The sequence below is a fragment of the Sphingobacterium multivorum genome (assembly GCF_039511225.1).
Lineage (GTDB): Bacteria > Bacteroidota > Bacteroidia > Sphingobacteriales > Sphingobacteriaceae > Sphingobacterium.
This window is the reverse complement of the sequence record NZ_CP154261.1, coordinates 925,563-951,267: the sequence shown is the minus strand read 5'-3', so window position 1 is coordinate 951,267 and position 25,705 is coordinate 925,563. Positions and strand designations below refer to the sequence as shown.

Below are 25,705 nucleotides of genomic sequence, written 5' to 3'. Positions count from 1 at the left end.
TTTAGATTTGCTATAATGAAGAAGGTAAATATATTGATTGTCGATGATAAAATTGAAAATATTATCAGTCTAACAGCATTGCTGGAAGATATCGAAAATATAAATATAGTAACGAGCACAGATCCCAACGAAGCCTTAAAAATCTGTTGGAAAGAGGATATCGATTTAGCGCTCGTAGATGTACAAATGCCCGAAATCAACGGTTTTGAATTTGTTTCCTTTCTAAAGAAGAATCCGAAAACAAATCATATTATCCCCATTATGGTGACAGCGATTTCAAAAGAAGACAAATACCTCATTCAGGGACTTAATAGCGGAGCTGTGGATTATTTATATAAACCACTCAACCCCGAAGCAACCATCGCGAAAGTCAAATCTTTTGTTCAGCAATTACTGATACAGCAAGAAATTAAAGAGAAAAACATTGCTTTAGAAGAGTCAAAACAAGCTATTCTTAAAGCAAAGGAAGAGGCCGATCTTGCACGAAAATCCAAGGAAACCTTTTTAGCCAACATGAGCCATGAGATCCGTACTCCAATTAACGGCATTATGGGCATTACACAGATGCTAAAAAACTCTCAGCTCACGCTAGAGCAAGAAAATTGGATCAATAAATTGGATTCTGCCTCTCAAAATCTGTTGACTATTATCAACGACATACTCGACTTATCGAAAGTTGACTCGGGCATGATGAAACTTAATATGGAATCTACCTCTGTACATGATATTACGGATGATCTAAACAATCTCTTCATTGATAAAGCGATCTACAAAGGCCTAGATTTTTCAATTGATGTCGATGAGCGGATCACAAGCTATTTTCTAACAGATCCACTTCGATTAAAACAAATATTGACCAATTTTATATCCAATAGTTTTAAATTCACTGCAGAAGGGTCCGTTGTTTTAAAAATTCAGCTTCTGACAGAAGACAACCATAGTATCTGTTTACGGTTTCAGGTGATAGACACAGGAATTGGCATCGTAGAAGATGCCCTGGAAAAAATATTTATTGCGTTTGAACAGGGAGAGGATAGCATTACCAAAAAATTTGGTGGTACAGGATTGGGATTGGCGATTGTAAAACGTATTGCTGCCCTGCTCAACGGTCGGGTTTTTGCTTCAAGCGAATACGGTAAAGGAAGTATATTTTCCTTTGAATGTACTTTCGACAAAATCAAAGACAAACCCGTCGAGAAAGAAACGCAGATACTTTATACAGAGTTACCCAAGTTCAACTTCCCGATGATTCTGATTGCTGAAGACAATGAATTAAACAGTTTTATGTTGGCAAATATCCTCAAAAGCTGGAACTGTGAGATCACTTTAGCAACCAATGGCCTCATTGCCTTAGAAGAGATCAACAAGAAAAAAATTGATTTGGTATTTATGGATGCACACATGCCACTGATGAGTGGTTTTGAAGCGATTAAGGAAATACGTCGAAATACAAATCCGACAATCGCCAACATGCCAATTATTTCCATTTCAGCGTCGGTGTTACAGGCCGAACAACAGGAAGCACTCGATGCCGGAGCCAATGAAGTTGTCGGCAAGCCATTCGATCCTATCAAATTATATAAAACAATTGATACTTTATTGTCAAAATTGAAATGATAGTTTCAATTTATCAATGAAATCATTAATTTTAAAACATTAACAATATGTTTTGATGTTATTTCTCCTGAACGCGTATCCAAAAAGGAATCAAATTCATAATAACTTCATCACTAAACCGCTGAGGGCAGCGGAAATGCCTCCAGTAAAATAAAAGATAAACAAACAATCATTCAAATGAAAAAACTTTTTATGATACCAGCAGTAGCAGTTGCTTTATCAATTGCTTCTTGTGGTGGAAACAGTGACAAGTCTGAAAAATCAACTAGTACAGAAGCAGCAACTTCAACAGAAAGCCAAGCGACAGAAACAGTGCCTGGTATTGAAAACGTAGCTATTTCCAACAGCTTATCTTTAGAAGGTAACGATCAAATGAAATACGATAAGGATTTATTTCGTGTAAAAGCGGGTGAGCCTGTCGAGTTATCTTTCAAAAATGCAGGTACTATGCCAAAAGAGTCCATGGGACACAACGTCGTTATCCTAAAACCAGGTGTTGACCTTCCAACTTTTGGTGCTGAGGCTGCCGCAGCTGCTGCCGACGAATATATTCCAAAATCAGCGTTATCTTCAATTGTTTCCCATACCAAATTATTGGGACCTGGAGAAACGGATAAAATCACTTTTACACTTGAAAAAGGGGTTTACACGTTTATTTGTAGCTTCCCTGGCCATTATGGTGTCATGCAAGGAAAAATTGTTGCAGAATAACAAATAAGTAAAAAAGGATATTCAAAATATGAATATCCTTTTTTTAGATTTATTTCCCCCCACAAACACCTACTCATTCCTCCAAAAGGTGCACAATTTCGATTCTTTTATCAAAAAAATGTAAAGTAAGGGTCTTTGGTCACAAATCGTAAGTTTTGATTTCCTATCCCATTAATAATCATTAAATTTGTGGTACAAAAAAATAAAACGTAATCAATGCAATACGACGTAATTGTAATCGGAAGTGGTCCAGGCGGATATGTAGGAGCTATCCGTTGTGCCCAATTAGGATTAAAAACAGCTGTTATTGAAAAATATAGCACATTTGGTGGTACTTGTCTTAACGTTGGATGTATTCCTTCAAAAGCGCTTTTGGATTCTTCGGAGCATTACCACAATGCTGCGCACAATTTTGATGCATTCGGCATCAGCTTGAAAGACCTGAAAGTAGACATGGCAAAGATGATTGCTCGTAAAGACGATGTCATTGCCCAAAATACTGCCGGTATCACCTTCTTATTCAAAAAGAATAAAATTGACAGTTTTCAAGGTGTGGGTTCATTTGTGGACAAAAACACCATCAAAATAACGAAAGCAGATGGCTCCACAGAGCAGATCACGGCTAAGAATGTCATTATTGCAACGGGATCGAAACCTACTGCATTGCCTTTCTTACCTGTTGATAAAAAAAGAATCATTACCTCTACCGAAGCACTTAACCTAAAAGAGATACCAAAACACCTTATCGTCATTGGTGGTGGTGTTATCGGTTTGGAATTAGGCTCAGTTTACGCGCGCTTGGGTTCAAAAGTTTCTGTTGTGGAATTTGCAAAATCGATCATCGGTACAATGGATGGTGGCTTAGGAAAAGAACTACAACGTGTTTTGAAAAAATCATTGGGCATGGAGTTCTATTTAGGTCATAAAGTAACTGGAGCTTCTGCGAAAGGTAAAGTTGTAAAAGTAACTGCAGAAGATCCAAAAGGACAAGAAGTAACGCTAGAAGGTGATTATTGTATCGTAGCCGTTGGTCGTACCGCTTATTCTGAAGGGTTAGGATTAGAAAATATCGGCATTACGGTCGAAGAAAGAGGCAAGAAAATCCCCGTTAATGCACATTTGGAAACGGCTGTACAAGGTGTATTTGCCATTGGCGATGTGATCACTGGAGCAATGTTGGCACACAAAGCGGAAGACGAAGGTGTATATGTTGCAGAATATATCGCAGGTCAAAAACCACATATTGATTATAATTTGATCCCAGGTGTTGTGTATACTTGGCCTGAAGTTGCTTCTGTTGGCAAGACGGAAGAACAACTTAAAGAGGCTGGTGTAAAATACAAAGCTGGATCATTCTCTTTCAAAGCTTCTGGTCGTGCAAAAGCATCGGGTGACACCGACGGTTTTGTAAAAGTACTGGCTGACGCCACAACTGATGAAGTATTGGGTGTACATATGATCGGTCCGCGTGCAGCAGATATGATCGGTGAGGCAACCGTAGCTATGGAATACCGTGCATCTGCAGAAGATATCGCACGTATTTGCCACGCACACCCAACCTATACGGAAGCAATCAAAGAGGCGGCGCTAGCAGCGACAGCAAATAGAGCAATACACGCTTAGGCGATAAATATCGAATACATGAGGGGAAAAGGAAACTTTTCCCCTTTGTCTTAACTACCTAAACACAATGAATTTTTACACAAGAAAGTGGGTCAAACCCGAAGACCTAAATCCCAATGGAACATTATTTGGTGGAACATTATTACGATGGATTGATGAAGAGGCAGTCATCTATGCTATCGTTCAATTGGGAAATCCAAAGGTGGTTACGAAATTTATTTCAGAAATAAACTTCGTAAGCTCAGCCAAACAAGGTGACATTCTCGAATTGGGTATTGAAGCGATTAACTTTGGAACGACATCGCTAACGATGCGCTGCGAGGTCCGCAATAAAATATCCAGAAAAACAATTCTATCAATCGATAAATTGGTCTTTGTAAACCTGGATGAAGAAGGTAATCCTGCTCCCCACGGAAGGGATAGCATTACCTATGCGTATATGGGTATTGAGAAGACAGGTAGAGAGGATTAAACATCTCTCTCCTGTTCTTATTAATTGATATCTCCCGCAAAGGAGATGGACACACGTATTCGTCCATTGAATACAAGCGATTCCTCTGATCTATTCGCAATCCAATTCCTTCTCTTACCTCTTCCTGACCCTTTATAAAAATCATGCATTTGAACTTTTATACAAACACTATGACTTCTGTCTTTTTCCTTCGATTTCTTTTTTAAGGTCCAATTCCACCCAAAAGCCAAAAATAGGGATCAAGGATGCCAAGAAATATTTTACCGCCTTTAATATAGGCCACTTGTATTCTACTGTTGACATAATCAGCATAACCACAAAAATAACAACAAAGAAGCCATGAATGGAACCGGCTATTTTGACAGCTTCGGGGATTCCCGCAAAATACTTCAAAGGCATAGCAATAAAAAACAAGCAAATGGTGGAGATTGCTTCCCACAGGGCGATCTGTCTGAATATTCTTAACATAATGATAAACTGTGTATTGTGAACTTCAAAAATAAGACTCTAGAAACGCTTTATTCATTATTTTTCTCCCTTTGACCAGGATGTGACATTAACCCAAGAGCAAGGTCAGTGTTTTATCAGAAACCGCCAATTTTACAATAAATAGTTCAGATTCATCAGAAAAAATGCGTACTTTTGAATGAATATATGCTTCGTATATTTTGGTATTTGAAGCTATAACACTCAACTACAGAATATTTATTTATATGAATTACGACATCATTGTAATCGGTAGTGGTCCAGGCGGGTATGTTGCTGCCATTAGAGCCGCTCAGTTAGGGTTCAAAACAGCGATTATTGAACGCGAATCATTAGGCGGAATCTGTCTAAACTGGGGCTGTATCCCTACAAAAGCATTATTGAAAAGTGCTCAGGTATTTGAATATTTAAACCATGCCGCTGATTACGGCATCAATGTTCAAGGTGGTGAGGCCGATTTTGACGCTATTGTCAAAAGAAGTCGCGGGGTTGCTGAAGGAATGAGTAAAGGTATTCAGTTCTTGATGAAAAAGAATAAAATCGATGTTATCAATGGAACTGCAAAAATTAAAAAAGGTGGTAAAATCGATGTGAAAGGAGCAGACGGTTCTACGAAAGAATATTCGGCAAAACATACCATCCTAGCGACTGGTGCACGTTCACGTGAATTGCCTAATTTACCGCAAGATGGTAAAAAAATCATCGGCTACCGTCAAGCAATGACACTTCCTAAACAACCAAAATCTTTAGTTGTTGTAGGTTCTGGTGCCATCGGTGTTGAATTCGCTTATTTCTACAACGCAATCGGAACAAAAGTAACGATCGTGGAATTTATGGATAGAATTGTTCCTGTTGAAGATGAAGAAATTTCAAAACAATTAGAGAAAAGTTTAAAGAAACAAGGTATTAACATCTTAACGAAATCTGAAGTTCAATCGGTTGACACAACAGGTGAGTTGAGTAAAGTTTCGATCAAAACAGAAAAAGGCATTGAAGTTATCGAAGCAGAGGTTGTATTATCTGCGGTTGGTATCGCTCCAAATATCGAAAATATCGGCTTGGAAGAGGTTGGTGTAAAAACCGATCGCGGCCGTGTTGTTGTGGATGATTTCTACAAAACAAACATCGAAGGTGTATATGCTATCGGTGACATCGTTAAAGGCCAAGCCTTGGCTCACGTTGCATCAGCAGAAGGGATCACTTGTGTTGAAAAAATCAAAGGGCTACATGTTGAACCTATTGACTACAATAATATCCCAGGCTGTACCTATTGCTCCCCAGAAATTGCTTCTGTAGGCTATACCGAAAAAGCGGCAAAAGAAGCCGGCTATGAAATTAAAGTTGGTAAATTCCCATTCTCAGCTTCAGGAAAAGCTTCAGCTGCTGGTGCCAAAGATGGCTTTGTTAAAGTTATCTTTGACGCTAAATATGGTGAGTTTCTAGGCGCACACCTGATCGGAGCCAATGTGACCGAGATGATTGCAGAAGTTGTTGTTGCCCGTAAATTGGAAACAACGGGGCATGAAATGATTAAAACGATCCATCCTCACCCAACAATGAGTGAAGCAATTATGGAAGCTTGTGCTGATGCTTACGGTGAAGTTATTCACTTATAGTATTGAAACAATATAAAACTAAAAAGGGGAAAATCTAACGATTCTCCCCTTTTTAGTTTTATTATCGAATGAGCAACAGCGTTTACATAACCAATCTCGACTTAAAGACAATCTGTTGATCGACAATTTCGGTATTGTCAATGCGATCAAATAAAATTTCAGCCGCTTTACGTGCCTGCATTCCAGGAAATTGTTCAATGCGCCCCATTGGTGGATTTTCCATATATTGCCATAAAGGATAATTTGCATAGCTGATAAAGAAGATATCCTGGTTTAAGACAAGGCCTTTTTGTCTGGCTGCCTTCATCAAATCAAGTGTAACAAAGTCATTAAAAGATATAATGGCAGAAGGTCGCTCCGACATTGCGAATATATGATCCATGGCTTTCTCATTTCCCTCCGTACTTAAATCCGTTTCGATGATATTCTTTTCCAGGATGTCCATTCCATTCCTTTTCATAGCCGATAGATAGGCTACCTTTCTATCTTCACTTGCTGGTAATGTTTTCGGTCCATTCACAAGTGCAATCACTTTATGACCACGTGCGACGAAAGCATCCACAGCTTCATTCATACCCGTAGAAAGATCGCTTTGTACTTTATTGATATTTGGTAAACTTGGCACACAATCAAAGAAAACAATAGGGATACCGGACGCTTCCAATTTTTCAATAAACTCCAAATTGGTCGTTTTTTTACCTATAGACATCAAAATACCATCGACGCGATGGTTTTTAAATGTCTTTAAGATCTGTTCTTCACGATCAGGGTCATCCAATGATTGTCCCATCAGCACAGTATATCGATGCTCGGATGCGACATTTTCAATTTCACTGATAGCGAAAGAAAAAAATGGTTCAGACAAACTCGGTAAGATGACGGCAATCGTAAATGTTTTACGCTGCTTGAAGAATATCGCCGTTTGATTGGGTTCGTAATTCAATTCTTCGGCCATTTTTTTAACCCGCATTGTTGTTACCAATCCAATACTTGGATGATCATTCAATGCTCTAGAAACTGTCGAAGGACTGATTTTGAGCTTCTTGGCAATTTCTTTAATCGTGGCGGGCTTGTTCACTTTATTCATAAATCCAAGGGCTTTACATAAAAATAGGGCTTTTATATCCCTAATCATAATTTTTTCTCAACAATATTGACGATGACTTTAATGACAACTATTGTTGGTAGATTAAACAAAGATACTTACTGTAAGCTTAGTCTACAAATTGAATTGCGGTAGCTTCTACTGCAAACTCATCCGCAAGGAACTCCAAAGGTTCGATCCCCTTAAAAACGAGTTCATCCAAGAAGTAAATTTTTAACGCATTCCCATACTCGCCCCAGTCTACAAATTTCACTTTATTAAGTTGTTCTAGCGGATTTCCTTTCGTTAAGATACAAACCTGTTTATCCGCGGCTTTCAACTGCTTAAACAGCGTATTAATATGATCAAATAAATTTAAGCGTAGCGGCAAAATTGCATTCACATGGAGCCGCTCGAAGTTCTCTTTATACTTCGGATCAAACCCAAAAGCCTGCTGTGCATGTTCGAATAATAAATGTTCACCTTGATGTTCGAGGTGATTTTTCATAAATTGCACCAAATCAGCTTGGGCCGGAACAGTCTCTGTAAATTCTATAAAATTAGCAAAAAGATAATATACTTGAAGTAAGTAATCTTTTTTAGGAAAGATTACATCATCTAATTCAAAGACATAGACCTTTTTATCTTCTGGAAACATCATGATAAGTAAAAGCTTAAAATTAAGGGTTGTGTCGACATCGTTAAAACCTTAATAACACTGGCCACAACAATAAGATTCTATTTGGACACACAGATTAGCGCTAAGTCTTCGCCTGAATCCGAGGCGACAAACAATCCATCCAACGGTCTCTCAAATCTCGTCGAATCCAATAAATTCGTACCCTTTGAAAGGAGTCTATATGGCAAGTCAGCGGGTGGGTTTTCTAGAACGGGAATAGTTTCAAGCAGCTGTTTATCTGGGACAAGAACGGATATCTGATATTCCTCAAATAAAACTTTCGCCGTAGACAATGGTTCCAGCTCAAAACCACCCAAAGGCAACACATAATCAACCTCTTGGTCTAAACTTAATTTGAGTATCTCATGAGCAAAAGTAGGAAGAAGACCTTTTGGAATTTTGGTGTATTTTCCGGATGCTAAAAGCAATTCGGGAATGTCTTCTGAACTGGCATATAATATTTCGAAATCAGCTCCAAGTCTTTTAGCGATACGCATCGCCAAAGGCCTGGTTCCGAAAGTTATGAGTATTTTCTTCATTAAAAATATAGTTATAGCCTAAATTATTTAAGGACAATTTGATATTTTAAGGTATTTTGGATCTGCTAAATGACTAGCCCGTCGCGCATATGGATTGTTCGGTCGGAAATTCGAGCGAGTTCCTCATTATGAGTAACGATAATAAATGTCTGTTGAAATTTATGCCTAAGATCAAAAAACAATTGATGTAAAGCTGCTGCATTCTCTGAGTCAAGATTACCTGAGGGTTCATCTGCTAAAATAATGGAGGGATCATTGATTAAAGCACGCGCCACAGAAACGCGTTGCTGTTCGCCGCCGGACATTTCCGCAGGTTTGTGGTCAATTCGATGCGAAACGCCCAATAATTCAAGTAATTCCTTTGCTTTAGCCTCTGCCTCGGACCGCCCCTTTCCTTGAATAAAAGCCGGAATACATACATTTTCCAAGGCCGTAAATTCAGGCAATAGATGGTGAAATTGAAAAACAAAGCCTATATGCTCATTACGGAACGCACTCAGCTTTTTAGCATTCAATTTTTGAACATCAATTCCATTTATAGACACCGAGCCTTGATCAGGTTTATCCAAGGTGCCAATGATGTGCAATAGTGTACTTTTACCAGCTCCTGAAGCACCGACAATACTGACGATTTCCCCCTTTTCAACGGCGATATCAACACCTTTCAAAATAGGTAGTGATCCATAAGCTTTGTGAATTCCTTTGGCATGTAACATCATAGGGCAAAGATAAATAAATTTACGATACCACGAGTTTGAATAAATAAGCTGTTATTTCTCTATTCCGGCCATTTTATTTTGTCTAAATGTCAAAAAATAGATAAAAGAGCAATTTATCCCTTGTCTTATCCCCCAAAAAATTATATTTTTACGCCAAATATTTTTGCAAATGAACATTCACGAATATCAAGGAAAACAAATACTAAAGAGCTTTGGTGTGCGCGTACAGGAAGGTATCGTAGCAGATACTCCAGAGCAAGCTGTGGAAGCGGCTAAAAAAATGAAAGAAGACTACAATTCGGATTGGGTTGTTGTCAAAGCTCAAATTCACGCTGGTGGCCGTGGTAAAGGTGGTGGTGTCAAGTTAGCTAAGAACTTAGATGAAGTCAAACAAAGAGCAACTGACATCATTGGTATGCAATTAGTAACGCCTCAAACTGGACCTGAAGGTAAAAAAGTAAACAAAGTTTTGGTAGCCCAAGACGTTTACTATCCAGGCGAGAGCGAAACAAAAGAATTCTACATGTCTGTATTATTGGACCGTGCTAAGGGACGTAACATCGTTATGTACTCTACAGAAGGTGGTATGGACATCGAAGAAGTTGCAGAAAAAACACCGCACTTGATTTTCAAAGAAGAAATCGATCCAAAAGTAGGCTTACAAGGATTCCAAGCACGTAAAATTGCTTTCAATCTTGGTCTTTCTGGTGCAGCACACAAAGAAATGGTAAAATTTGTTGCCGCTCTTTACAAAGCATACGATTCTACAGACTCTTCCATGTTTGAGATCAATCCGGTATTGAAAACTTCAGACGACAAGATCTTAGCAGTTGATGCGAAAGTAAATCTTGATGAGAACGCATTGTACCGTCACCCAGATTACGCTGCTATGCGTGACGTAACTGAGGAAGATCCAACGGAAGTTGAAGCTGGTGAATCAAACCTAAACTACGTTAAATTAGATGGTAACGTAGGTTGTATGGTAAATGGTGCTGGTTTAGCAATGGCTACAATGGATATCATCAAATTAGCTGGTGGTGAGCCTGCAAATTTCTTGGACGTAGGTGGTACTGCAAATGCTGAGACGGTAAAAGCTGGTTTCAACATTATTTTAAAAGACCCTAACGTAAAAGCGATCTTAATTAATATCTTCGGTGGTATTGTTCGTTGTGACCGCGTTGCCCAAGGTGTAATTGACGCTTACAGCGAAATCGGTAACATTCCTGTTCCAATCATCGTTCGCCTTCAAGGTACGAATGCTGAAGAAGCGAAAAAATTAATTGATGAGTCCGGTTTACAAGTTTATTCTGCAATCTTATTGAAAGAAGCTGCCGAATTGGTAACGAAAGTATTGAAAGGTTAATTCCTTTAATCATCATAACGAAAACGCGGATTAATGATAGTCCGCGTTTTTTATTTTTCCCTGCTGTTTCCGTTGGCCACAACAATAAAAAGGACGCCTCTTACCGATCCTGATACGCCTTATCAAAGTGAGCTATGCGTCGTTTCCCCTGCTTTCCATTTTCATCCATCTTCATTTCAAAATATATTCCTTTTGCATATTAGTGAACCATCTTCAAGCGAATTAAATCAACATTTATAACCAATAAACCAACAGAATAGCTTATTTTTGTATTGCTTTTCTAACAAAGCATCTTTTACAAGTCAATCTCCAAAAATTAAGATGGAACACACAAGAATAAAGGAACTATTGAATGCCACAGAATTTGGCAAAGAGGTCGTTGTTAAAGGTTGGGTAAGAACTTTCCGTAACAATCAGTTTATAGCAATCAATGACGGTTCGTCAATCAATAATATTCAAGCAGTTGTCGATTTTGAAAATACACCTGAAGATATCTTAAAACGGATCACCACTGGAGCAGCAGTTCGCGTAAAAGGTCAATTGATAGAATCACTCGGTAAAGGGCAAAAAGTTGAGGTTAAAGCTACTGAAGTAAGTATTATTGGCGACTCTGACCCCGAAAAATATCCATTACAACCCAAAAAGCATAGCTTAGAATTTTTACGTGAAATTGCGCATTTACGTTTCCGTACCGGCACATTCAATGCGGTATTCAAAGTACGCAATGCATTGGCATTTGCGGTACACAAGTTTTTTCAGGAAAATGACTTTGTCTATATGCATACACCGATCATCACAGGTTCGGATGCGGAAGGCGCTGGAGAAATGTTTCAGGTTACAACCTTGGATTTAAAAAAACCGCCACGCAAAGAAAATGGAGATATCGATTTCAAAGAAGACTTCTTTGGAAAATCGACGAACCTAACTGTATCGGGCCAATTGGAAGGGGAACTTGGCGCTATGGCCTTTGGAAACATCTATACGTTCGGCCCAACATTTAGAGCGGAAAACTCAAATACAACACGTCACTTAGCCGAATTTTGGATGATCGAACCAGAAATGGCTTTCTATGAATTGGAAGACAATATGGATCTGGCCGAAGCTTTGCTGAAATATGTCATCAAATACGCTTTGGAAACCTGTCCGGAAGAAATCGAGTTCCTAAAAAATCGTTTGCTGGAAGAAGAGAAATCTAAACCAGCTACAGAACGCTCAGAATTAAATCTTGTTGAGAAATTAAACTTCGTATTAACAAACGATTTTGAGCGCGTTACTTATACAGATGCTGTTGAAATATTAAAGCGTAGCAAACCAAACCAAAAGAAACAATTCAAATATTTAATTGATGATTGGGGAGCTGATTTACAATCGGAACACGAACGCTATTTGGTGGAAAAACACTTCAAGAAACCTGTTATCTTAACAGACTATCCACGCGAAATCAAGTCCTTCTATATGAAGCAAAATGAGCCAGATGCGCAAGGAAGAAACACCGTCCGTGCCATGGATATTCTTTTCCCAGGTATTGGTGAAATGGTCGGTGGTTCACAGCGTGAAGAAAATCTTGACCGTTTACTCGATCGCATGGCCGAAGTTGGTATTCCTGCAGAAGAAATGGAGTGGTTCTTGGATACACGACGCTTTGGTTCAGTACCACATTCAGGATTTGGTGTAGGTTTCGAACGCCTCGTTTTGTTCACAACGGGAATGACCAATATTCGCGACGTCATTCCATTCCCACGTACGCCGAAAAACGCAGAATTTTAATATAAAGAACAACAGCCAAAACAAAATATTTTGGCTGTTGTTCTTTTATATATAACGTATCTGAATGCAGATAATAACCATTGCCCTATTGACATCCTACAATAGGGCCTGAGATTAGACCTAATTCAGGTGCTTAACAAAAATAAAAATGCTCATTAAGATATATAACGATAACCCCAATCCCAGGGCAATAGAACAGGCGGTTGATATTCTTCGCCGTGGTGGTGTAATTATCTACCCTACCGATACCGTATACGGTATTGGCTGTGATATCACGCAACAAAAAGCCATAGAACGCGTATGTGAAATTAGGGGGCTAAAACCAGAAAAGGCGAACCTATCATTTATCTGCTATGATTTAACAGATATTTCGCAGTACACAAAGTCCTTCGATACCTCCGTATTCCGTGTATTGAAAAAAGCATTGCCAGGACCTTTTACTTTTATTTTTAACGCAACAACTAAAGTCCCTAAGCTCCTAAGTTCCAAAAAGAAGACCGTGGGTATCCGTGTTCCAGACAATAATATTGTTCGTGAAATTGTCAGACAATTAGGCAACCCTATTGTGACAGCCTCCATTCACGATGAAGATGAAATTATTGAATATTCTACTGATCCAGAATTAATTCACGAAAAATACGAAGATCTAGTTGATGCTGTTATAGATGGCGGTTATGGCGATAATGTCGCATCTACCGTGGTTGACCTTACAGAAGGAACTTTTGATGTTATTCGTGAAGGAAAAGGTGACTTGGAGCAATTCCTATAAAAACCAATTTTCTGGGAATTCCCCATATGAACTAAGTTTCTTAACTAAGTTTCTTAACTAAGTTTCAAAATCTCCTTCAACAACATTGTTGGTAATTTGTGCATAAACTACTCCCGTCAATATACTTATTAACAAAATAAGCTACTTATTAACACAGAAAATGTTAATAAGTAGCTTAATGGCCTATGCACATTAACATAAAATGTGTACAAGTAACCACTTATCAACATGAAACTGTTAATAACACAAAGTGTAAGGTTTCTAAAAAATGACAAAATGTGCAAAACTAAGGGGTTATACACATAAAAATGTGTATAAATAAGCGGTTATCGACAAATTTGTTAAATAGCGTGTTTATAAAAATACTATATTAACAGATCCCTGTGGAAAGTTAAGAACTATATGCTATCCGTCTTTTTATCGCTATGTTGAAAAGGCCATATCTGCGCTTTGTTTCTATAAGTAGTTTTCCTAGAAAAGGAAAAAACAATCCAAAACAATTCACCTTGGACAAATCTAACCTATGCATTTCCGACCGGTTGCTTTTCAAACTGTTTGATAGTTGGGCTCCATACCTCTTCTGCTGTCGCGTCAATGAGAATACTCTTTTAATCCAATACGCTCGAAGTTTGAGAAAAGTTTTAAGGCACTAGCCCAGATGTAGGAAAAAAATCTTAAAAGAGTTGCTCTAACGTGAAAGGAGGTTTTATAAAATCACAACTTCCTCAATAATGACGTGACCCACATATTCATTTACCCGCCCTAGGATTTGTCTGCGCATCAGCGCCAATTCATTCTTAATAACGGCAGACTCCACACGTACAAACAGTTTTTTATCGCGGACATAGAGCTGTTGCGTGCGATTAGCAATAGCTTTCCCGATCAACTGGGGCCACACCGATGCGATCGAGGTCTCATCAAATTTCCTTCGCAGTTTGTATGCCTCCAAAAGACGTTCAACCCCTTCCTTAATTGTCATATCGTCGCTTGAACGAATAAATTCCAGGCTCTTTTTAACTTGCTTCTTATACATTGACTTGTCCTCCTTCAATATCAAATATACGAACGGGACGGTTGATTTCATCAAAGATTCTTTGAATTCGTGTCGAATCCGTATCGGTCAGAAAAATTTGGCCAAAGTCATCTTCCGAAACCATCTGCATCAATTTATGTGTTCGGCGATCGTCAAGCTTATCAAAGATATCATCCAAAAGAAGTAAAGGTTTAAACCCCTTTTTCTGCTGCAAATAAGAATACTGTGCAAGTTTTAGCGCAATTAGAAAAGATTTTTGCTGGCCCTGAGAACCAAACTTCTTTAAAGGCATTCCACCATGGATCGTAAAGATCAGATCATCCTTATGTATTCCCTGAGTCGTACGTTCCAGGATACGGTCACGTTCCAAATTCTTCTCCAAAATAGTAAGAAAAGACTCAGTCATTAAAGGGGACTCATAGTGTAATTGTACCGATTCTGCATCCTCGGTAAGGAACTGATAGTGTCGGTCAAACTCGGGCTGAAACTCTTCCATAAAAGACCTCCTTTTATGGAAAATAATATTTCCTACTTCTTCAAGTTGAAAATTGAGAATTTCGATTAGGCCAAGATCTAATACACTGGTTTGACGCGCTTGTTTAAGGAGGCTATTACGTTGAGCTAAAAACTTATTATAGATAATTAGGGTATCTAGATATTTATTGTCTGTTTGGGAAATCACGTTATCCACAAACTTTCTCCGCTCCTCACTCCCATCTGTTACAATGATACTATCATTTGGGGATATCATGACCAAAGGAAATAATCCGATATGATCAGCCAATCGGGGATAATCCTTCTTATTTTTTTTAAATTGTTTTTTCTGATTTTTTTTTAGGCTGCAAGAAATGAAATCACTAATTGATTCTTTATCAAATTCGCCCTGTACCATAAACCAGTCATTGCCTGATTTAATATGCTGCGAATCAATTGGATTAAAATAACTTTTGCAGAGTGATAAATAGTGAATTGCATCCAAAAGATTGGTTTTACCAACACCATTATTACCTGTAAACGCATTTACCTCGGGAAGAAATTCCAAAGATGATTCCGAGTAATTCTTGAAATTTAGAACAGAAAGTTGCTTCAGCCACATAGCACAAAGATACGCTATTTGGATTGCTAAAAATTATTTTATTTCCTCAAAATCCACAAACTCACCAGCGGTTTCGGTCCCTTTGCGGTCAGGGCTTTCTTTCGGTGGAATATAATCGACATGTACCTTTCCTTCGGGCTGAGATTTTTTACTTTCCTGTTGTCCCTGACCATTAAATTCATAATAAAATGTACCGCCTGATCCTTGACTACCGTATGTTCCACCCTGCTGCTGCGCTTTCTTCATCAACTTCTCAGCCGCTTTACGCATTGCAAATGGTAAAAATAATCTAAATAAGAATCTTATTACAAAGTAAACAGCGAATGTAATAAGTATAAATTTTAAAAATGCCATAGTTAATTCGTTGCTATTTTCTCAAATTTAACCAATAACTCGATAAACTGTTGTCTTTAAAATGTCAGATAAGAATTTATTAACAAATTTTAAGACTTTCCTAATCGCCCTTTTGCTTCCATAATAATTCGGTAGAGCTCTTCCTGGCGCTGTGTTCCCAACACATAGGTTAAACCATCTTTATCCGTTAAAAAAACAGCATTTTTACCACCAGCAAAGAATTTGATCTTTCCTTTTGTGTGCAGATTGTAAACTGGATTATTGAAAAAGAAGGTACTATAAGGTGCCTTTTCAATCTTAGTAATAGAGGCAAGATCAATTTTGACGACCCGGGTAGACCAAAGTCCACTGATGAGAACATGATCTTGAAATACTTCCGTACGAAATAATACCATATACATCATGACGATGGACGTGATGATAATGCCTACTCCTACAATAAAGAACAACTGACTGGATATCAGGTGATCCAAATTCAGATAAAATGCCGTAAAGCAAAAAAGCACGAGCACCAAACGCACGCTTATCCAAACCCGATCACGACCTAAATATTGATTTTCCGAATAGAGTACACCTTGTTTCATTTATTTAAGATTTAGCTATGCATGTGGAGCCTCGCACCATTGTTTTCTAATAGTTGAGCTCCTCAATAACTTCGTTTTTACTGCTATAGATTTTATCACCTCCAGGCCCCATCGTATGAACTATCAACCATATGGCATGCTTCTCTAAACAGAGACCCTTCGCGCTGATTAGCATCAGTCATTTTCCTGCTAATCAATTCCACAAACTAAAGTAAGGACTTTTTTTGTATTGGCGGTAATTTTATAACGATTGTCCATGCGATAATTGGCCACCCAAAGGATATCTCCGTTTCCATTGACAAGGATCGGAATATTTTCCTTTTCGAATAAGCTGATCTTTTTATTGATAAAAAAATCACTGAGCTTCTTACGTCCTTCCATACCTAAAGGATAAAAGCAATCTCCAACTTTCCATGATCGGATCGTGAGTGGAAAAACCAATAAATCATAGTCCAACTTCGCGACATCACGCGATTTAACAATAGCTATATCCGTAGAAATATGGGCATGAAAACAGTATTGTTTCCACTCCACAGTCGACGTTTCGGAGGTGATTAAAGCTTCATCGGGAGATATAAATTCCTTTTCCCGAATAAAAAGTTCGTTTCTATCCAAAAGCATATGGTAACAATCGGATTGGAAAATTCGTCCCGATTCCCTCACCCATGCATATTGGAGATCACTTAGCACCGCCTTTGAAAAATTAAAAGCCGAAAACAACTCATAGAGCAAAGGTAAATTATCCATATAGGGTTCCAGATCTTCTTTCCGAACTCCCCAACCCTCGTCTATAGGGTAAAACAGTTTTTTCCGAATAGGCTCCACAAATTGTTGCAGCAGCTGGTAGGACTCTTTAAAATGATTGATATTCTGCTCGAAAACCGTTTCAAAATCTGGCTGAAGTTTTTTAAAATGTGGGATGATATCAATCCTAATCTTATTACGCGCATATTTTGTTGAAAAGTTGGATTGATCGTCTCGATAGGCAATCCCATACATCTTAACAAAATGTTCAATTTCGCTTGCCTTCAGAAAAAGTAGCGGCCGAATGATGCGTTCCCGGATAGGGAAAATACCCTGGAGACCTTGGAGACCAGTTCCACGTGAAAGGTTCAGGAGTACCGTTTCGATATGATCGTTCAGATGCTGAGCTACTGCAATTCGATCGAACTGCAGTTCATGGCGCAATTTCTCAAACCAAGCATAACGAAGTTCCCTGGCCGCCATCTGAATCGAAATCTGATGCTCCTTAGCGTAAGCTTTCGTATCAAAGTGCTTCACATATATTGGAACACTATTTTCCACTGCAAATTTCCGAACTAAAGCTTCATCCTCCTCAGATTCAGTCCCTCTCAATTGAAAATTGCAATGTGCAATGGCCACGGTATACCCCGCTTTTGTAAATAAATGTGCCATTAACATTGAGTCCTTTCCCCCACTTACCGTAAGCAATATTTTATCATGAGGCATCAACAAATGCTCCTTTTCAATATAGCCCATTAGTCTTTCCAACACATTCATAGAACAAAGTTACGGTATATTTTGTCCGAATGATAAATTCAACTCTTAAAATTTGTGAAATCCAGTAAAGTAGCAATTAAAATCCATATTTTTGCCCTTGTGAAACAATACATTTATACGCTTATTGTATTTATTTTAACTGGCTTGTCGGTACAAGCTCAGAAACAGGATGAACTAAAGCTTCTTTCTTCATCCCATATTATTACTGGGAAAGACGGCAATATTTTGTTTTACCGTCCAGTCTATGAACACGTGGGTTCCACACTATCATCAGATAGTGGCTATTTACATAAAGACAACATTGGCCGACAATTTTTTGAAGCTTTTGGGAATGTAATCATCACGCAGCCCGACGGTACACAGATATTTTCCAATAAATTACATTACGAAGCAGCAATGCAGCTCGCTACGCTTACGGGAGCAGTTCGCATGGTCAGTACCAGCGGGTCTGTACTGACAACCGATCATCTTGTCTATAATATGCGAAGTAAAATCGGCAATTATTACAGCGGCGGGCGCATTCTATCAGGAAGCGATACAATTACCAGCCAGCGCGCTACCTATTTCGAAAATACAGGAGAATCCTATTTCAACCAAAAAGTTGTAGTCCGGTCAACCAATGTAAAAGTCTACACAGATTCCATGAAATATAATGGTAATACGCGCATTACCGATTTCTACGGTCCCACAAATATCAAAGGAAATAAAGGGGAAAACCTATATACTGAAAAAGGCCGATACCATATGGCAACGGGTCAGGCTTATTTCTCTAAGAACAACCTCTATACAGAAGGGACAAAGTTTCTTAAGGGAGACAGCCTTTTCTACGATAGACAAGTAGGCATCGGTAAAGCCGTAAAAAATGTGGTCTTCGTTGACACCCTGGACAAATTTTATGCCTATGGGGGATTTGGTCTGTACAATGGCAGGAACGAATCCATTACAATGACAGACAAACCCCTGATCATTTCAGTTGTCAAAAAAGATTCAACACAACAAGATTCTGCATCTTCTTTGTCTCCTGCCCAACAAAAATCGGAGAAAGAGCTAAAAAAAGAAGCTAAAGAAGTGAGGAAGATTGTAAAAGAACAACACCAAGATGAGCTCAAACCAAAGAAAGGCACATCGGAAGTTGTGCTGGAAGAAAAGGAAAATCCGGGTAAAAACATTAAAGACAACAAAAATCAACCGCTCAAGTCTGATTCACAGGTAGATTCTGTTTTTATGACAGCCGACACCCTCTTCTCGCAAATGATATTTCGCAGAGATTATGTTGCAAGAGATTTTAAACTGAATCGCGAAGGTGGGGCTATTGAGGATGATAACGAGGTCGATTATGGCGATAAAGATTCAACCTCATTACAGATTGACTCTACAGGCACTTCAAAAACCGCAGCGGACGGTCTTCAAAAAAGCATCGATAGCTTGCATAAAAAGGATACTGGCAAACCGGTTATTGAAAAGGGTATAAAGAAAGCACAAGATAGCCTGACAAATAAGAAGCCGAATGTGCCAAAGAAAACAACAGCTATTGTCGGTGACCAAAACAAGATAGAAATTGAAAAAAACCTCAAGGCTGATAGTGTATTGCGTAAAAAAGCGATCATCCCAAAAGGTGGTGAATCCGATAAACTGATGGGAGCAGCGTTAAAAAATGCCCAACAGGGTAAACGGGATTCCCTCGCCCAGGATACAGCTAAAACACGGATTATAAAGGCCTACTATAATGCCCGATTATTTAAATCAGACCTGCAAGCTGTAGCAGATTCTATGTATTATGGCATGCAAGACTCCATGTTCAGACTGATGGGAAAACCAATGATGTGGGCCGAAAACTCACAAATCTCCGGAGACACCATATTCCTACAGGTTAAGAATCAGAAATTGGACAATTCGCTACTCGTCGGTAACGCTTTCATGGTAAACGCAACAAGCGACTCCTTGAAATTTAACCAGATTAAAGGTCGTAAAATTACCAGCTTTTTCACCAATAACCGCATGGAACGCCTATTTGTCGATGGCAACGCAGAAAATATCTTCTACAATATTGATGAAAAGACCAACGTAACCACGGAACTTATCCATGATCGAAGCAGTCGTTTCAAGATCTTGATGGAAGATAATAAGTTGAAGGAATATGTTTCCATTCGGAAGGTAGATGGAAAAGTCTATCCTATTGCTGAAGTCACTGCCGACAAGGAGTTTCTTCCGAATTTCACCTGGCGTCCCGAAGACAGACCTAAATCGAAAAATGATTTATTGAATCGCAAAAGGGATCTATCAAAAACATCCTTTACTGTACCAGCTACACCGGAAAGTGAAGAATCAGGAACAATGAAATCTATCAAAAAAGGCGATAAAACCGCTACCCCGAAAAAAGGGGCCGACAAGAAAGCCGGTGCTAACGAAACGCCCGAGAAAGAAAATGAGGTGGACGCTGCAAACAATAAGACAAGCGCTGTCACCCAAATGGCTAAGCCATCCGAAACAACAGATAAAGTTAACGCTAAAAAAACAAATGTAAAGACCGCAACCGACAAGCTAGCTGCGAAGTCCGACTCGACAAGTCGTAAGTCAACGATAATACCTGCTCAAGATAGTATTCAAACAAAAGTAAAAGCTAAATAACCGCCAATACTGATTCGCACAAAAAAGCAGCGCAAAACAAATTGTTTTGCGCTGCTTTTTTAATTTAAGACTATCTCCTGATCGTATCAGACGCACTCATCCCTTAGCTCAGAGAAATGAAAATTTCTATTTATAACTCAAATGAGGTAGTTATTAACCTATTTCGTTTTTAAATATGTAGCAAGTTTACCAACAGCAATCGCTCGATGGCTAATGCTATTTTTTTCTGCCGCTGTCATTTCTGCAAACGTCCTATCATAGCCATTCGGAATAAAAATGGGATCATAACCAAAGCCATCAATACCTCTACGTTCTTCAATAATTTTCCCCTCGATACTGCCTTCAAAAAAGTGCTGCTGCTCATTCAAATACAATGAAATAACTGTTTTGAATCGCGCTATACGATTGGGGTTATCGCCTAATTTTTGTAGGACAAGATCAATATTCTTTTCCATATCCCTTGATCCCGAATAACGTGCTGAATAGACTCCCGGTTCGCCATTCAATGCGTCTATCTCTAAACCTGAGTCATCACCAAAACAATAAAGACCATACTTATTAACCAAATAGTCTGTTTTCTGTTGTGCATTTTCCTCAAAGGTTACTCCTGTTTCTGGAATATCATCCTGACAGTCAATATCGTTTAAACTCTTAATGATAAAAGCATTTCCTACGATCGCTTGGACTTCTTCCAGCTTATGGGCATTATTGGTTGCAAATACAAGTTCTAGCATCTTCTTCAAATTTAGCTTTTTGTTTGTTCTTTCTCTTTGTTGACAGTGCTCCTCACCTTGTAGTATGTTACTATCTTTCCATGAAGTCACGCCCCCAAAAATAAGCATTAAACCCCAATTTTTATTCAGAACAAGTATCTGATAAAAATCAGGCAACAATAAAGGTCTTAAATTCGTTCCAGAACAGCTTCTTTTTATTCACATCGACAAACATCTCTTCAAAACTGAACGTATTAAAAACCGTTGCAATACGGCCTTTCATATAGGAATTATGTTCAATAAAAGGTAATTTCAGCGAGGCCGGTTCGACACCCAACAAAATAATCTTAGTCGGTTGAAAAAACTGCATAATACGCTTAAAATCATTCGGATTATGGGGATTTGCCAAATTGAGTACCGCAACGGTCTCTTTAGTCAATTTCAAGGCACCAATTGTTTTTTCAAAAGCGTCCAATGCTGCGGGAGAAAAGTAGGGATATTGCTCGTAGCGCAAAATAAAAAGTATCCCCTTTTCTTTATTCCCCTGATAGATAAATTCGCCACCGCGCACTTCAAGATCGTTAACAGCATCAGGAAGCCCCCTTTCAGGTTCAATACCTACAGCTTTTTGTTCTGCTCCTAATCCTACCGCTACATAGGAGGTATCTTGCCTCGCAGATGAGGTGGGTCCAGCAGACTGCACTGGAGTACCGTTCTCCTCCGGCATTGGATGTACAGACAGATCGGCTTGAAAGTCAAAACCGTTTCCAAAGATGGTTTCATCCATTAAGGCCTGAAGTGCAACGGGATTATCTGTTATAAGATTGCTCATCTAGAAAAGAAATATTAGCCAGTAAAGATAAAGAAGAAAAGGGAAAAGAAAAAAAAAGCCGTCTAATAAGTCAAGCCAAACCTTTCGCGAACGGAACATTAGAAACGATAGTGCCAGGTAACAAATATAAAATCTCATAAAAAAGGGGCTATCCAACCTTTGGATAGCCCCTGCTGTATGTCAAAAAGATTAATGACCTAAGATATACGAGAAAATTAATGGCGCAACGATCGTCGCGTCAGATTCTACGATAAATTTAGGTGTATCAATATCTAATTTACCCCAAGTGATTTTCTCGTTTGGAACAGCGCCTGAGTAAGAACCATACGAAGTTGTTGAATCAGAGATCTGACAGAAATAAGCCCAAAAAGGTACTTCTTCCCATTCAAGATCTTGATACATCATCGGAACAACACAAATTGGGAAGTCACCAGAAATACCACCTGCGATTTGGAAAAATCCAACACCTTTACCTGCGGAGTTGTTACGGTACCACTCTGTCAAGTAAATCATGTACTCAATACCAGATTTAACCGTACTCGCTTTCAATTTACCTTTGATCACATTGGAAGCGAAGATATTACCCGTCGTTGAATCTTCCCATCCCGGACATACAATTGGTAAATTTTTCTCAGCAGCAGCAACAATCCAAGAATCTTTTGGGTCGATTTCATAATATTGCTCCAACACACCAGAGTTAACAACCTGATAAAGAAACTCATGTGGTAAGTAACGCTCACCTTTAGCCTCAGCAGCATGCCAAACATCTTCAAGATGTTTCTGCAAACGACGAAAAGCTTCCTCTTCTGGAATACAAGTATCTGTAACACGATTATAGTGATTATCCAATAGCTCTCTTTCTTGCTCAGCTGTCAAATCTCTATAATTCGGAATTCTTTTGTAGTGTGAGTGTGCGACAAGGTTCATCACGTCCTCTTCCAAATTGGCACCAGTACAAGAAATAAAGTGTACTTTATCTTGACGGATCATTTCTGCTAAAGAAACACCCAATTCGGCAGTAGACATTGCACCTCCCAAAGAGATCAACATTTTTCCACCATCCAACAGATGCTCCTCGTAACCTTTTGCAGCGTCTACTAATGCAGCTGCGTTAAAGTGACGGTAATTATGCTCAATAAATTGAGAAATAGGTCCTTTTTGAGTACTCATGATATTTTCTAACTTTTATAAAATAATAAGTACCGCAAAGGTACTGAATATAATCTATTTTCGTCCCAATAGAGATTCAAAACACGTATAGACCAAATTTTTTTAACAAATGTAAAAGGAATGGTATTCCTAAGTTGTGCTTATAAACGTGACACTTCTCCTTCAATCGACGTCTGTTTGATCTTTTGCTTTTTGTAAAGGCCAAATGTATAGTTAAAATTTAGGCCAATAGTTCTTGAATCAACCACTGTTTTAGAATAAATGTTGAATCCCTGTCCCAAAATCTCTCGTTTCAAAACCCGGCTATGGAACAGATCTCGTGCTGTCAGCGCAAGACTGAACGCATTCGAAAATTGCTTGTTGGCCGCCAGATGCATTTCATATAAAGGTTTTATAACGGTCTGCGCATAAAGCACATTAGTCCTGTATGAGTTTGTCCAATTTACAGTCAGCTGATAAGGTAACTTTAACTGCATCATTAAATTAGTCTGAAAGGACCAAATTCCCCGATCGATCAGAAGATCATTCAACGCTGTTGGGAAATTTTTATAATGTATATATTGAAGCTGACCGAAACTATAAAGCATCATATTTTTAGCAATGGCTTTTCCTCCCATATTCATCGAGATAGCAGAACTCTTAACATCGGCAATATTCTGATAGGTTTGCATATAATTTTGCGCACTAAGCTGATGGACCATGGAGATATAATTGTGGTGATTGATCAAAGAAATCCCAATATTCCATTTTTGACCATGACCATATTTAAGATCCATATTATCTGACAATTGAGCGGAAAGCTGCGCATTCCCCTGATAGCTTGTGCTTGGATCGAAAAAGAAAATCGAAGGGTTTAAATCTTGATAATTAGGTCTTGATATTCTTCGTCCATACCCTAGCTGTACCGCTTGATCCATATTTTTAGCCATTCGATAAATTCCAAATACAGTCGGGAATAGATTGAATATTTGATTTCTTCCATGTACATTTTGATTTATGTAGTCAATTTTCGTCTGAAATTGTGTGTATTCAGCACATACACCTAATTTAATCTCCCATTGCGCAAGTTTTAGCTGAAAATCCGTATAAACAGCTTCCAGGTATTCGGTTTGTTTAACCGTATTTTCTAGGCTATCATCGTCGGCCAGTGCGTACTCTTTTTCTCCTTTTTGATAATGCCCATGCGATTGACGTTGAGAACGATTCGCCTGAAAACCTGCCTCCATAGAGAAGGGCCCATCAAGTTTCCGTTGAACGTCCCCCGGAAGCCAAAGAGGTCAACAGAGAAGGGGTTATTTGAGCGCAAAAATTGCTGCTGCTCTTGTTGGTCAGAAAAAAAAGGTATGGTCTTTGTCTTCAAGTCCTGTTTCCGAATACTGCTGTACCGCAAATAATCAACATCGAACTGCAGCACTTTACCCTTATTTTCCCCAGCAAAATCATAGTGAAGATTTATACTATTTCTATGCAGCGGATTTCCCAGGTTACTAGTTGAAGCAGTGGATTGCTCCAATGTTCCATCGGCTGAAAAATCATTTTGATAGACGCCTATCTCCTCATAATTATTGCGAAGATAATTCCAGTTCAATTCAATAGACGAATGCTTGTCGATTCGATAATTCATGCCCAAACGACCATTTAATTCCTGCGTGCTATTCGTCTCTTTATTCAGCTGTCCGATCATATAATGAACATGTTCACGATACGCAAGTTCACGCCTACGGTCAACATCAAAATAATTCGAAGAGCGTGCAACGGAAAAACTGGAGTTTAAGGTCCATTTCTTCATTCCATACTGCAGCCCCACGCCATTATTATACTTCCAAAGCCTTCCTTTTGATGCTCCTAAAAAAACATTTCCTGTTAGACCTTTCAGGACATCCTTTTTGATACGAATATCAATTACTCCACCAGCCCCTTCCGCACTCCATTTTGCTGGTGGAATGGTCATGAGATCAATGCTCTCTAAAGAGCTTGCCGGGATAGATTTTAAATAGGCGATCAAAGAGGTTCCGGTGAGATAGGTCTCCTTGCCGTTGACGGTAATCAACACGCCCGTTTTTCCCTGTAAAGAAAAATTGCCCAATTCGTCTACCTGTATACTCGGAATGGCATTTAAAACAGCCAACGTATTTCCATTCAATAAAACGGGATTGCTGCCCGTTCGAATACGGACCCGATCCAAAAGTTGCTGTTCGAGAGGCCCTGATCCCTCAACAAGCACTGTATCTATCCTCCTTGAATCGGATCCAGTATTTCGCAGCATCGTGCTGTCGGTTAATTGCTGTTTAGTTTTGGGGACTATTTGCGCCGATAACAGACATGGCAA

The 25,705-nt window shown here is 38.9% G+C and carries 24 protein-coding genes; 9 read left to right on the top strand and 15 right to left on the bottom strand.

Annotated elements, in window-relative coordinates:
* Nucleotides 1-15 precede the first annotated feature (15 nt).
* From AAH582_RS03840 to AAH582_RS03825, 4 genes are all read left to right on the top strand, one after another.
* Nucleotides 16-1,617: a response regulator gene (locus tag AAH582_RS03840; RefSeq protein ID WP_046674082.1), complete on the top strand. Its 1,602-nt coding sequence runs from the start codon at nucleotides 16-18 to the stop codon at nucleotides 1,615-1,617.
* A gap of 177 nt (nucleotides 1,618-1,794) precedes the next feature.
* Complete coding sequence (locus AAH582_RS03835; protein WP_046674083.1) at nucleotides 1,795-2,328, top strand: plastocyanin/azurin family copper-binding protein; 534 nt, start codon at nucleotides 1,795-1,797, stop codon at nucleotides 2,326-2,328.
* A gap of 216 nt (nucleotides 2,329-2,544) precedes the next feature.
* Nucleotides 2,545-3,951: a dihydrolipoyl dehydrogenase gene (gene lpdA, locus AAH582_RS03830; protein ID WP_046674084.1), complete on the top strand. Its 1,407-nt coding sequence runs from the start codon at nucleotides 2,545-2,547 to the stop codon at nucleotides 3,949-3,951.
* Nucleotides 3,952-4,018: 67 nt separating this feature from the next.
* A complete protein-coding gene (locus AAH582_RS03825; protein ID WP_046674085.1) occupies nucleotides 4,019-4,423 on the top strand; it encodes an acyl-CoA thioesterase in 405 nt (134 codons plus the stop codon).
* A 168-nt stretch (nucleotides 4,424-4,591) separates the two neighbouring features.
* On the opposite strand, the gene AAH582_RS03820 is transcribed toward AAH582_RS03825, so the two are convergent.
* The gene (locus AAH582_RS03820) at nucleotides 4,592-4,891 is read right to left on the bottom strand and encodes a DUF3817 domain-containing protein (RefSeq protein WP_046674086.1); all 300 of its coding nucleotides are present in this window, start codon (nucleotides 4,889-4,891) and stop codon (nucleotides 4,592-4,594) included.
* A 245-nt stretch (nucleotides 4,892-5,136) separates the two neighbouring features.
* On the opposite strand from AAH582_RS03820, the gene lpdA (AAH582_RS03815) reads away from it, so the two are divergent.
* The gene (lpdA, locus tag AAH582_RS03815) at nucleotides 5,137-6,525 is read left to right on the top strand and encodes a dihydrolipoyl dehydrogenase (RefSeq protein WP_343321255.1); all 1,389 of its coding nucleotides are present in this window, start codon (nucleotides 5,137-5,139) and stop codon (nucleotides 6,523-6,525) included.
* A gap of 82 nt (nucleotides 6,526-6,607) precedes the next feature.
* Here the strand turns inward: lpdA (AAH582_RS03815) and AAH582_RS03810 are convergent, their stop codons facing one another.
* The 4 genes from AAH582_RS03810 to AAH582_RS03795 form a co-directional block, all read right to left on the bottom strand.
* Nucleotides 6,608-7,612 carry a LacI family DNA-binding transcriptional regulator gene (locus AAH582_RS03810; RefSeq protein WP_053003671.1) on the bottom strand — a complete coding sequence of 335 codons (1,005 nt, stop codon included), beginning with the start codon at nucleotides 7,610-7,612 and terminating at the stop codon, nucleotides 6,608-6,610.
* Nucleotides 7,613-7,739: 127 nt separating this feature from the next.
* The gene (locus tag AAH582_RS03805; protein ID WP_343321254.1) at nucleotides 7,740-8,270 is read right to left on the bottom strand and encodes an HAD family hydrolase; all 531 of its coding nucleotides are present in this window, start codon (nucleotides 8,268-8,270) and stop codon (nucleotides 7,740-7,742) included.
* Between the two features lie 77 nt (nucleotides 8,271-8,347).
* Nucleotides 8,348-8,827, bottom strand: a complete 480-nt coding sequence (locus AAH582_RS03800; RefSeq protein WP_343321253.1) for a hypothetical protein — start codon at nucleotides 8,825-8,827, stop codon at nucleotides 8,348-8,350.
* Nucleotides 8,828-8,892: 65 nt separating this feature from the next.
* A complete protein-coding gene (locus tag AAH582_RS03795; RefSeq protein ID WP_197084035.1) occupies nucleotides 8,893-9,543 on the bottom strand; it encodes an ABC transporter ATP-binding protein in 651 nt (216 codons plus the stop codon).
* A gap of 172 nt (nucleotides 9,544-9,715) precedes the next feature.
* Here AAH582_RS03795 and sucC point away from each other — a divergent pair, with 172 nt between their 5' ends.
* The 3 genes from sucC (at nucleotide 9,716) to AAH582_RS03780 (ending at nucleotide 13,445) form a co-directional block, all read left to right on the top strand.
* Nucleotides 9,716-10,909: an ADP-forming succinate--CoA ligase subunit beta gene (sucC, locus tag AAH582_RS03790; RefSeq protein WP_046674091.1), complete on the top strand. Its 1,194-nt coding sequence runs from the start codon at nucleotides 9,716-9,718 to the stop codon at nucleotides 10,907-10,909.
* Nucleotides 10,910-11,230: 321 nt separating this feature from the next.
* Nucleotides 11,231-12,676: an asparagine--tRNA ligase gene (gene asnS / locus AAH582_RS03785; protein WP_343321252.1), complete on the top strand. Its 1,446-nt coding sequence runs from the start codon at nucleotides 11,231-11,233 to the stop codon at nucleotides 12,674-12,676.
* 148 nt (nucleotides 12,677-12,824) lie between these two features.
* The gene (locus tag AAH582_RS03780) at nucleotides 12,825-13,445 is read left to right on the top strand and encodes an L-threonylcarbamoyladenylate synthase (protein WP_046674093.1); all 621 of its coding nucleotides are present in this window, start codon (nucleotides 12,825-12,827) and stop codon (nucleotides 13,443-13,445) included.
* A gap of 706 nt (nucleotides 13,446-14,151) precedes the next feature.
* Here the strand turns inward: AAH582_RS03780 and AAH582_RS03775 are convergent.
* The 5 genes from AAH582_RS03775 to tilS all read right to left on the bottom strand — a co-directional run bounded on the left by AAH582_RS03775 (nucleotide 14,152) and on the right by tilS (nucleotide 18,033).
* Entirely contained in the window at nucleotides 14,152-14,478 is a 327-nt protein-coding gene (locus tag AAH582_RS03775) for a DUF721 domain-containing protein (protein WP_310082546.1), read from the bottom strand.
* Nucleotides 14,471-15,574, bottom strand: coding sequence for a DNA replication/repair protein RecF (gene recF / locus AAH582_RS03770; protein WP_046674095.1), 1,104 nt, complete (start codon nucleotides 15,572-15,574; stop codon nucleotides 14,471-14,473). Before recF ends, AAH582_RS03775 begins: the two co-directional genes overlap by 8 nt.
* A 33-nt stretch (nucleotides 15,575-15,607) precedes the next feature.
* Nucleotides 15,608-15,928, bottom strand: a complete 321-nt coding sequence (locus tag AAH582_RS03765) for a DUF4834 family protein (RefSeq protein ID WP_046674096.1) — start codon at nucleotides 15,926-15,928, stop codon at nucleotides 15,608-15,610.
* Nucleotides 15,929-16,017: 89 nt separating this feature from the next.
* The gene (locus AAH582_RS03760; protein ID WP_046674097.1) at nucleotides 16,018-16,512 is read right to left on the bottom strand and encodes a hypothetical protein; all 495 of its coding nucleotides are present in this window, start codon (nucleotides 16,510-16,512) and stop codon (nucleotides 16,018-16,020) included.
* 189 nt (nucleotides 16,513-16,701) lie between these two features.
* A complete protein-coding gene (tilS, locus tag AAH582_RS03755) occupies nucleotides 16,702-18,033 on the bottom strand; it encodes a tRNA lysidine(34) synthetase TilS (RefSeq protein ID WP_343321251.1) in 1,332 nt (443 codons plus the stop codon).
* A 99-nt stretch (nucleotides 18,034-18,132) separates the two neighbouring features.
* Here tilS and AAH582_RS03750 point away from each other — a divergent pair, with 99 nt between their 5' ends.
* Nucleotides 18,133-20,661 (top strand): OstA-like protein, encoded by a 2,529-nt coding sequence (locus AAH582_RS03750; protein ID WP_343321250.1) that lies wholly within the window; start codon nucleotides 18,133-18,135, stop codon nucleotides 20,659-20,661.
* A 158-nt stretch (nucleotides 20,662-20,819) separates the two neighbouring features.
* Here the strand turns inward: AAH582_RS03750 and AAH582_RS03745 are convergent, their stop codons facing one another.
* The 5 genes from AAH582_RS03745 to AAH582_RS03725 form a co-directional block, all read right to left on the bottom strand.
* Nucleotides 20,820-21,395 carry a non-canonical purine NTP diphosphatase gene (locus tag AAH582_RS03745; protein WP_343321249.1) on the bottom strand — a complete coding sequence of 192 codons (576 nt, stop codon included), beginning with the start codon at nucleotides 21,393-21,395 and terminating at the stop codon, nucleotides 20,820-20,822.
* A gap of 148 nt (nucleotides 21,396-21,543) precedes the next feature.
* Entirely contained in the window at nucleotides 21,544-22,206 is a 663-nt protein-coding gene (locus tag AAH582_RS03740) for a hypothetical protein (protein WP_046674100.1), read from the bottom strand.
* A gap of 189 nt (nucleotides 22,207-22,395) precedes the next feature.
* Entirely contained in the window at nucleotides 22,396-23,376 is a 981-nt protein-coding gene (locus AAH582_RS03735; RefSeq protein WP_046674101.1) for a deoxyhypusine synthase family protein, read from the bottom strand.
* A 140-nt stretch (nucleotides 23,377-23,516) separates the two neighbouring features.
* Complete coding sequence (locus AAH582_RS03730) at nucleotides 23,517-24,602, bottom strand: outer membrane beta-barrel family protein (RefSeq protein ID WP_343321248.1); 1,086 nt, start codon at nucleotides 24,600-24,602, stop codon at nucleotides 23,517-23,519.
* Nucleotides 24,503-25,642: a hypothetical protein gene (locus AAH582_RS03725; RefSeq protein WP_343321247.1), complete on the bottom strand. Its 1,140-nt coding sequence runs from the start codon at nucleotides 25,640-25,642 to the stop codon at nucleotides 24,503-24,505. The genes AAH582_RS03730 and AAH582_RS03725 overlap by 100 nt, the downstream gene beginning before the upstream one ends.
* Between the last annotated feature and the right edge of the window lie 63 nt (nucleotides 25,643-25,705).

What these genes read in the sequence shown, in the direction of transcription:
- AAH582_RS03840 (WP_046674082.1), top strand. Translation starts at nt 16, where the DNA reads ATGAAGAAGGTAAATATATTGATTGTCGATGATAAAATTGAAAATATT.
- AAH582_RS03835 (WP_046674083.1), top strand. Translation starts at nt 1,795, where the DNA reads ATGAAAAAACTTTTTATGATACCAGCAGTAGCAGTTGCTTTATCAATT.
- lpdA (WP_046674084.1), top strand. Translation starts at nt 2,545, where the DNA reads ATGCAATACGACGTAATTGTAATCGGAAGTGGTCCAGGCGGATATGTA.
- AAH582_RS03825 (WP_046674085.1), top strand. Translation starts at nt 4,019, where the DNA reads ATGAATTTTTACACAAGAAAGTGGGTCAAACCCGAAGACCTAAATCCC.
- AAH582_RS03820 (WP_046674086.1), bottom strand. Translation starts at nt 4,891, where the DNA reads ATGTTAAGAATATTCAGACAGATCGCCCTGTGGGAAGCAATCTCCACC.
- lpdA (WP_343321255.1), top strand. Translation starts at nt 5,137, where the DNA reads ATGAATTACGACATCATTGTAATCGGTAGTGGTCCAGGCGGGTATGTT.
- AAH582_RS03810 (WP_053003671.1), bottom strand. Translation starts at nt 7,612, where the DNA reads ATGAATAAAGTGAACAAGCCCGCCACGATTAAAGAAATTGCCAAGAAG.
- AAH582_RS03805 (WP_343321254.1), bottom strand. Translation starts at nt 8,270, where the DNA reads ATGATGTTTCCAGAAGATAAAAAGGTCTATGTCTTTGAATTAGATGAT.
- AAH582_RS03800 (WP_343321253.1), bottom strand. Translation starts at nt 8,827, where the DNA reads ATGAAGAAAATACTCATAACTTTCGGAACCAGGCCTTTGGCGATGCGT.
- AAH582_RS03795 (WP_197084035.1), bottom strand. Translation starts at nt 9,543, where the DNA reads ATGTTACATGCCAAAGGAATTCACAAAGCTTATGGATCACTACCTATT.
- sucC (WP_046674091.1), top strand. Translation starts at nt 9,716, where the DNA reads ATGAACATTCACGAATATCAAGGAAAACAAATACTAAAGAGCTTTGGT.
- asnS (WP_343321252.1), top strand. Translation starts at nt 11,231, where the DNA reads ATGGAACACACAAGAATAAAGGAACTATTGAATGCCACAGAATTTGGC.
- AAH582_RS03780 (WP_046674093.1), top strand. Translation starts at nt 12,825, where the DNA reads ATGCTCATTAAGATATATAACGATAACCCCAATCCCAGGGCAATAGAA.
- AAH582_RS03775 (WP_310082546.1), bottom strand. Translation starts at nt 14,478, where the DNA reads ATGTATAAGAAGCAAGTTAAAAAGAGCCTGGAATTTATTCGTTCAAGC.
- recF (WP_046674095.1), bottom strand. Translation starts at nt 15,574, where the DNA reads ATGTGGCTGAAGCAACTTTCTGTTCTAAATTTCAAGAATTACTCGGAA.
- AAH582_RS03765 (WP_046674096.1), bottom strand. Translation starts at nt 15,928, where the DNA reads ATGGCATTTTTAAAATTTATACTTATTACATTCGCTGTTTACTTTGTA.
- AAH582_RS03760 (WP_046674097.1), bottom strand. Translation starts at nt 16,512, where the DNA reads ATGAAACAAGGTGTACTCTATTCGGAAAATCAATATTTAGGTCGTGAT.
- tilS (WP_343321251.1), bottom strand. Translation starts at nt 18,033, where the DNA reads ATGAATGTGTTGGAAAGACTAATGGGCTATATTGAAAAGGAGCATTTG.
- AAH582_RS03745 (WP_343321249.1), bottom strand. Translation starts at nt 21,395, where the DNA reads ATGCTAGAACTTGTATTTGCAACCAATAATGCCCATAAGCTGGAAGAA.
- AAH582_RS03740 (WP_046674100.1), bottom strand. Translation starts at nt 22,206, where the DNA reads ATGAGCAATCTTATAACAGATAATCCCGTTGCACTTCAGGCCTTAATG.
- AAH582_RS03735 (WP_046674101.1), bottom strand. Translation starts at nt 23,376, where the DNA reads ATGAGTACTCAAAAAGGACCTATTTCTCAATTTATTGAGCATAATTAC.
- AAH582_RS03730 (WP_343321248.1), bottom strand. Translation starts at nt 24,602, where the DNA reads ATGGAGGCAGGTTTTCAGGCGAATCGTTCTCAACGTCAATCGCATGGG.
- AAH582_RS03725 (WP_343321247.1), bottom strand. Translation starts at nt 25,642, where the DNA reads ATGCTGCGAAATACTGGATCCGATTCAAGGAGGATAGATACAGTGCTT.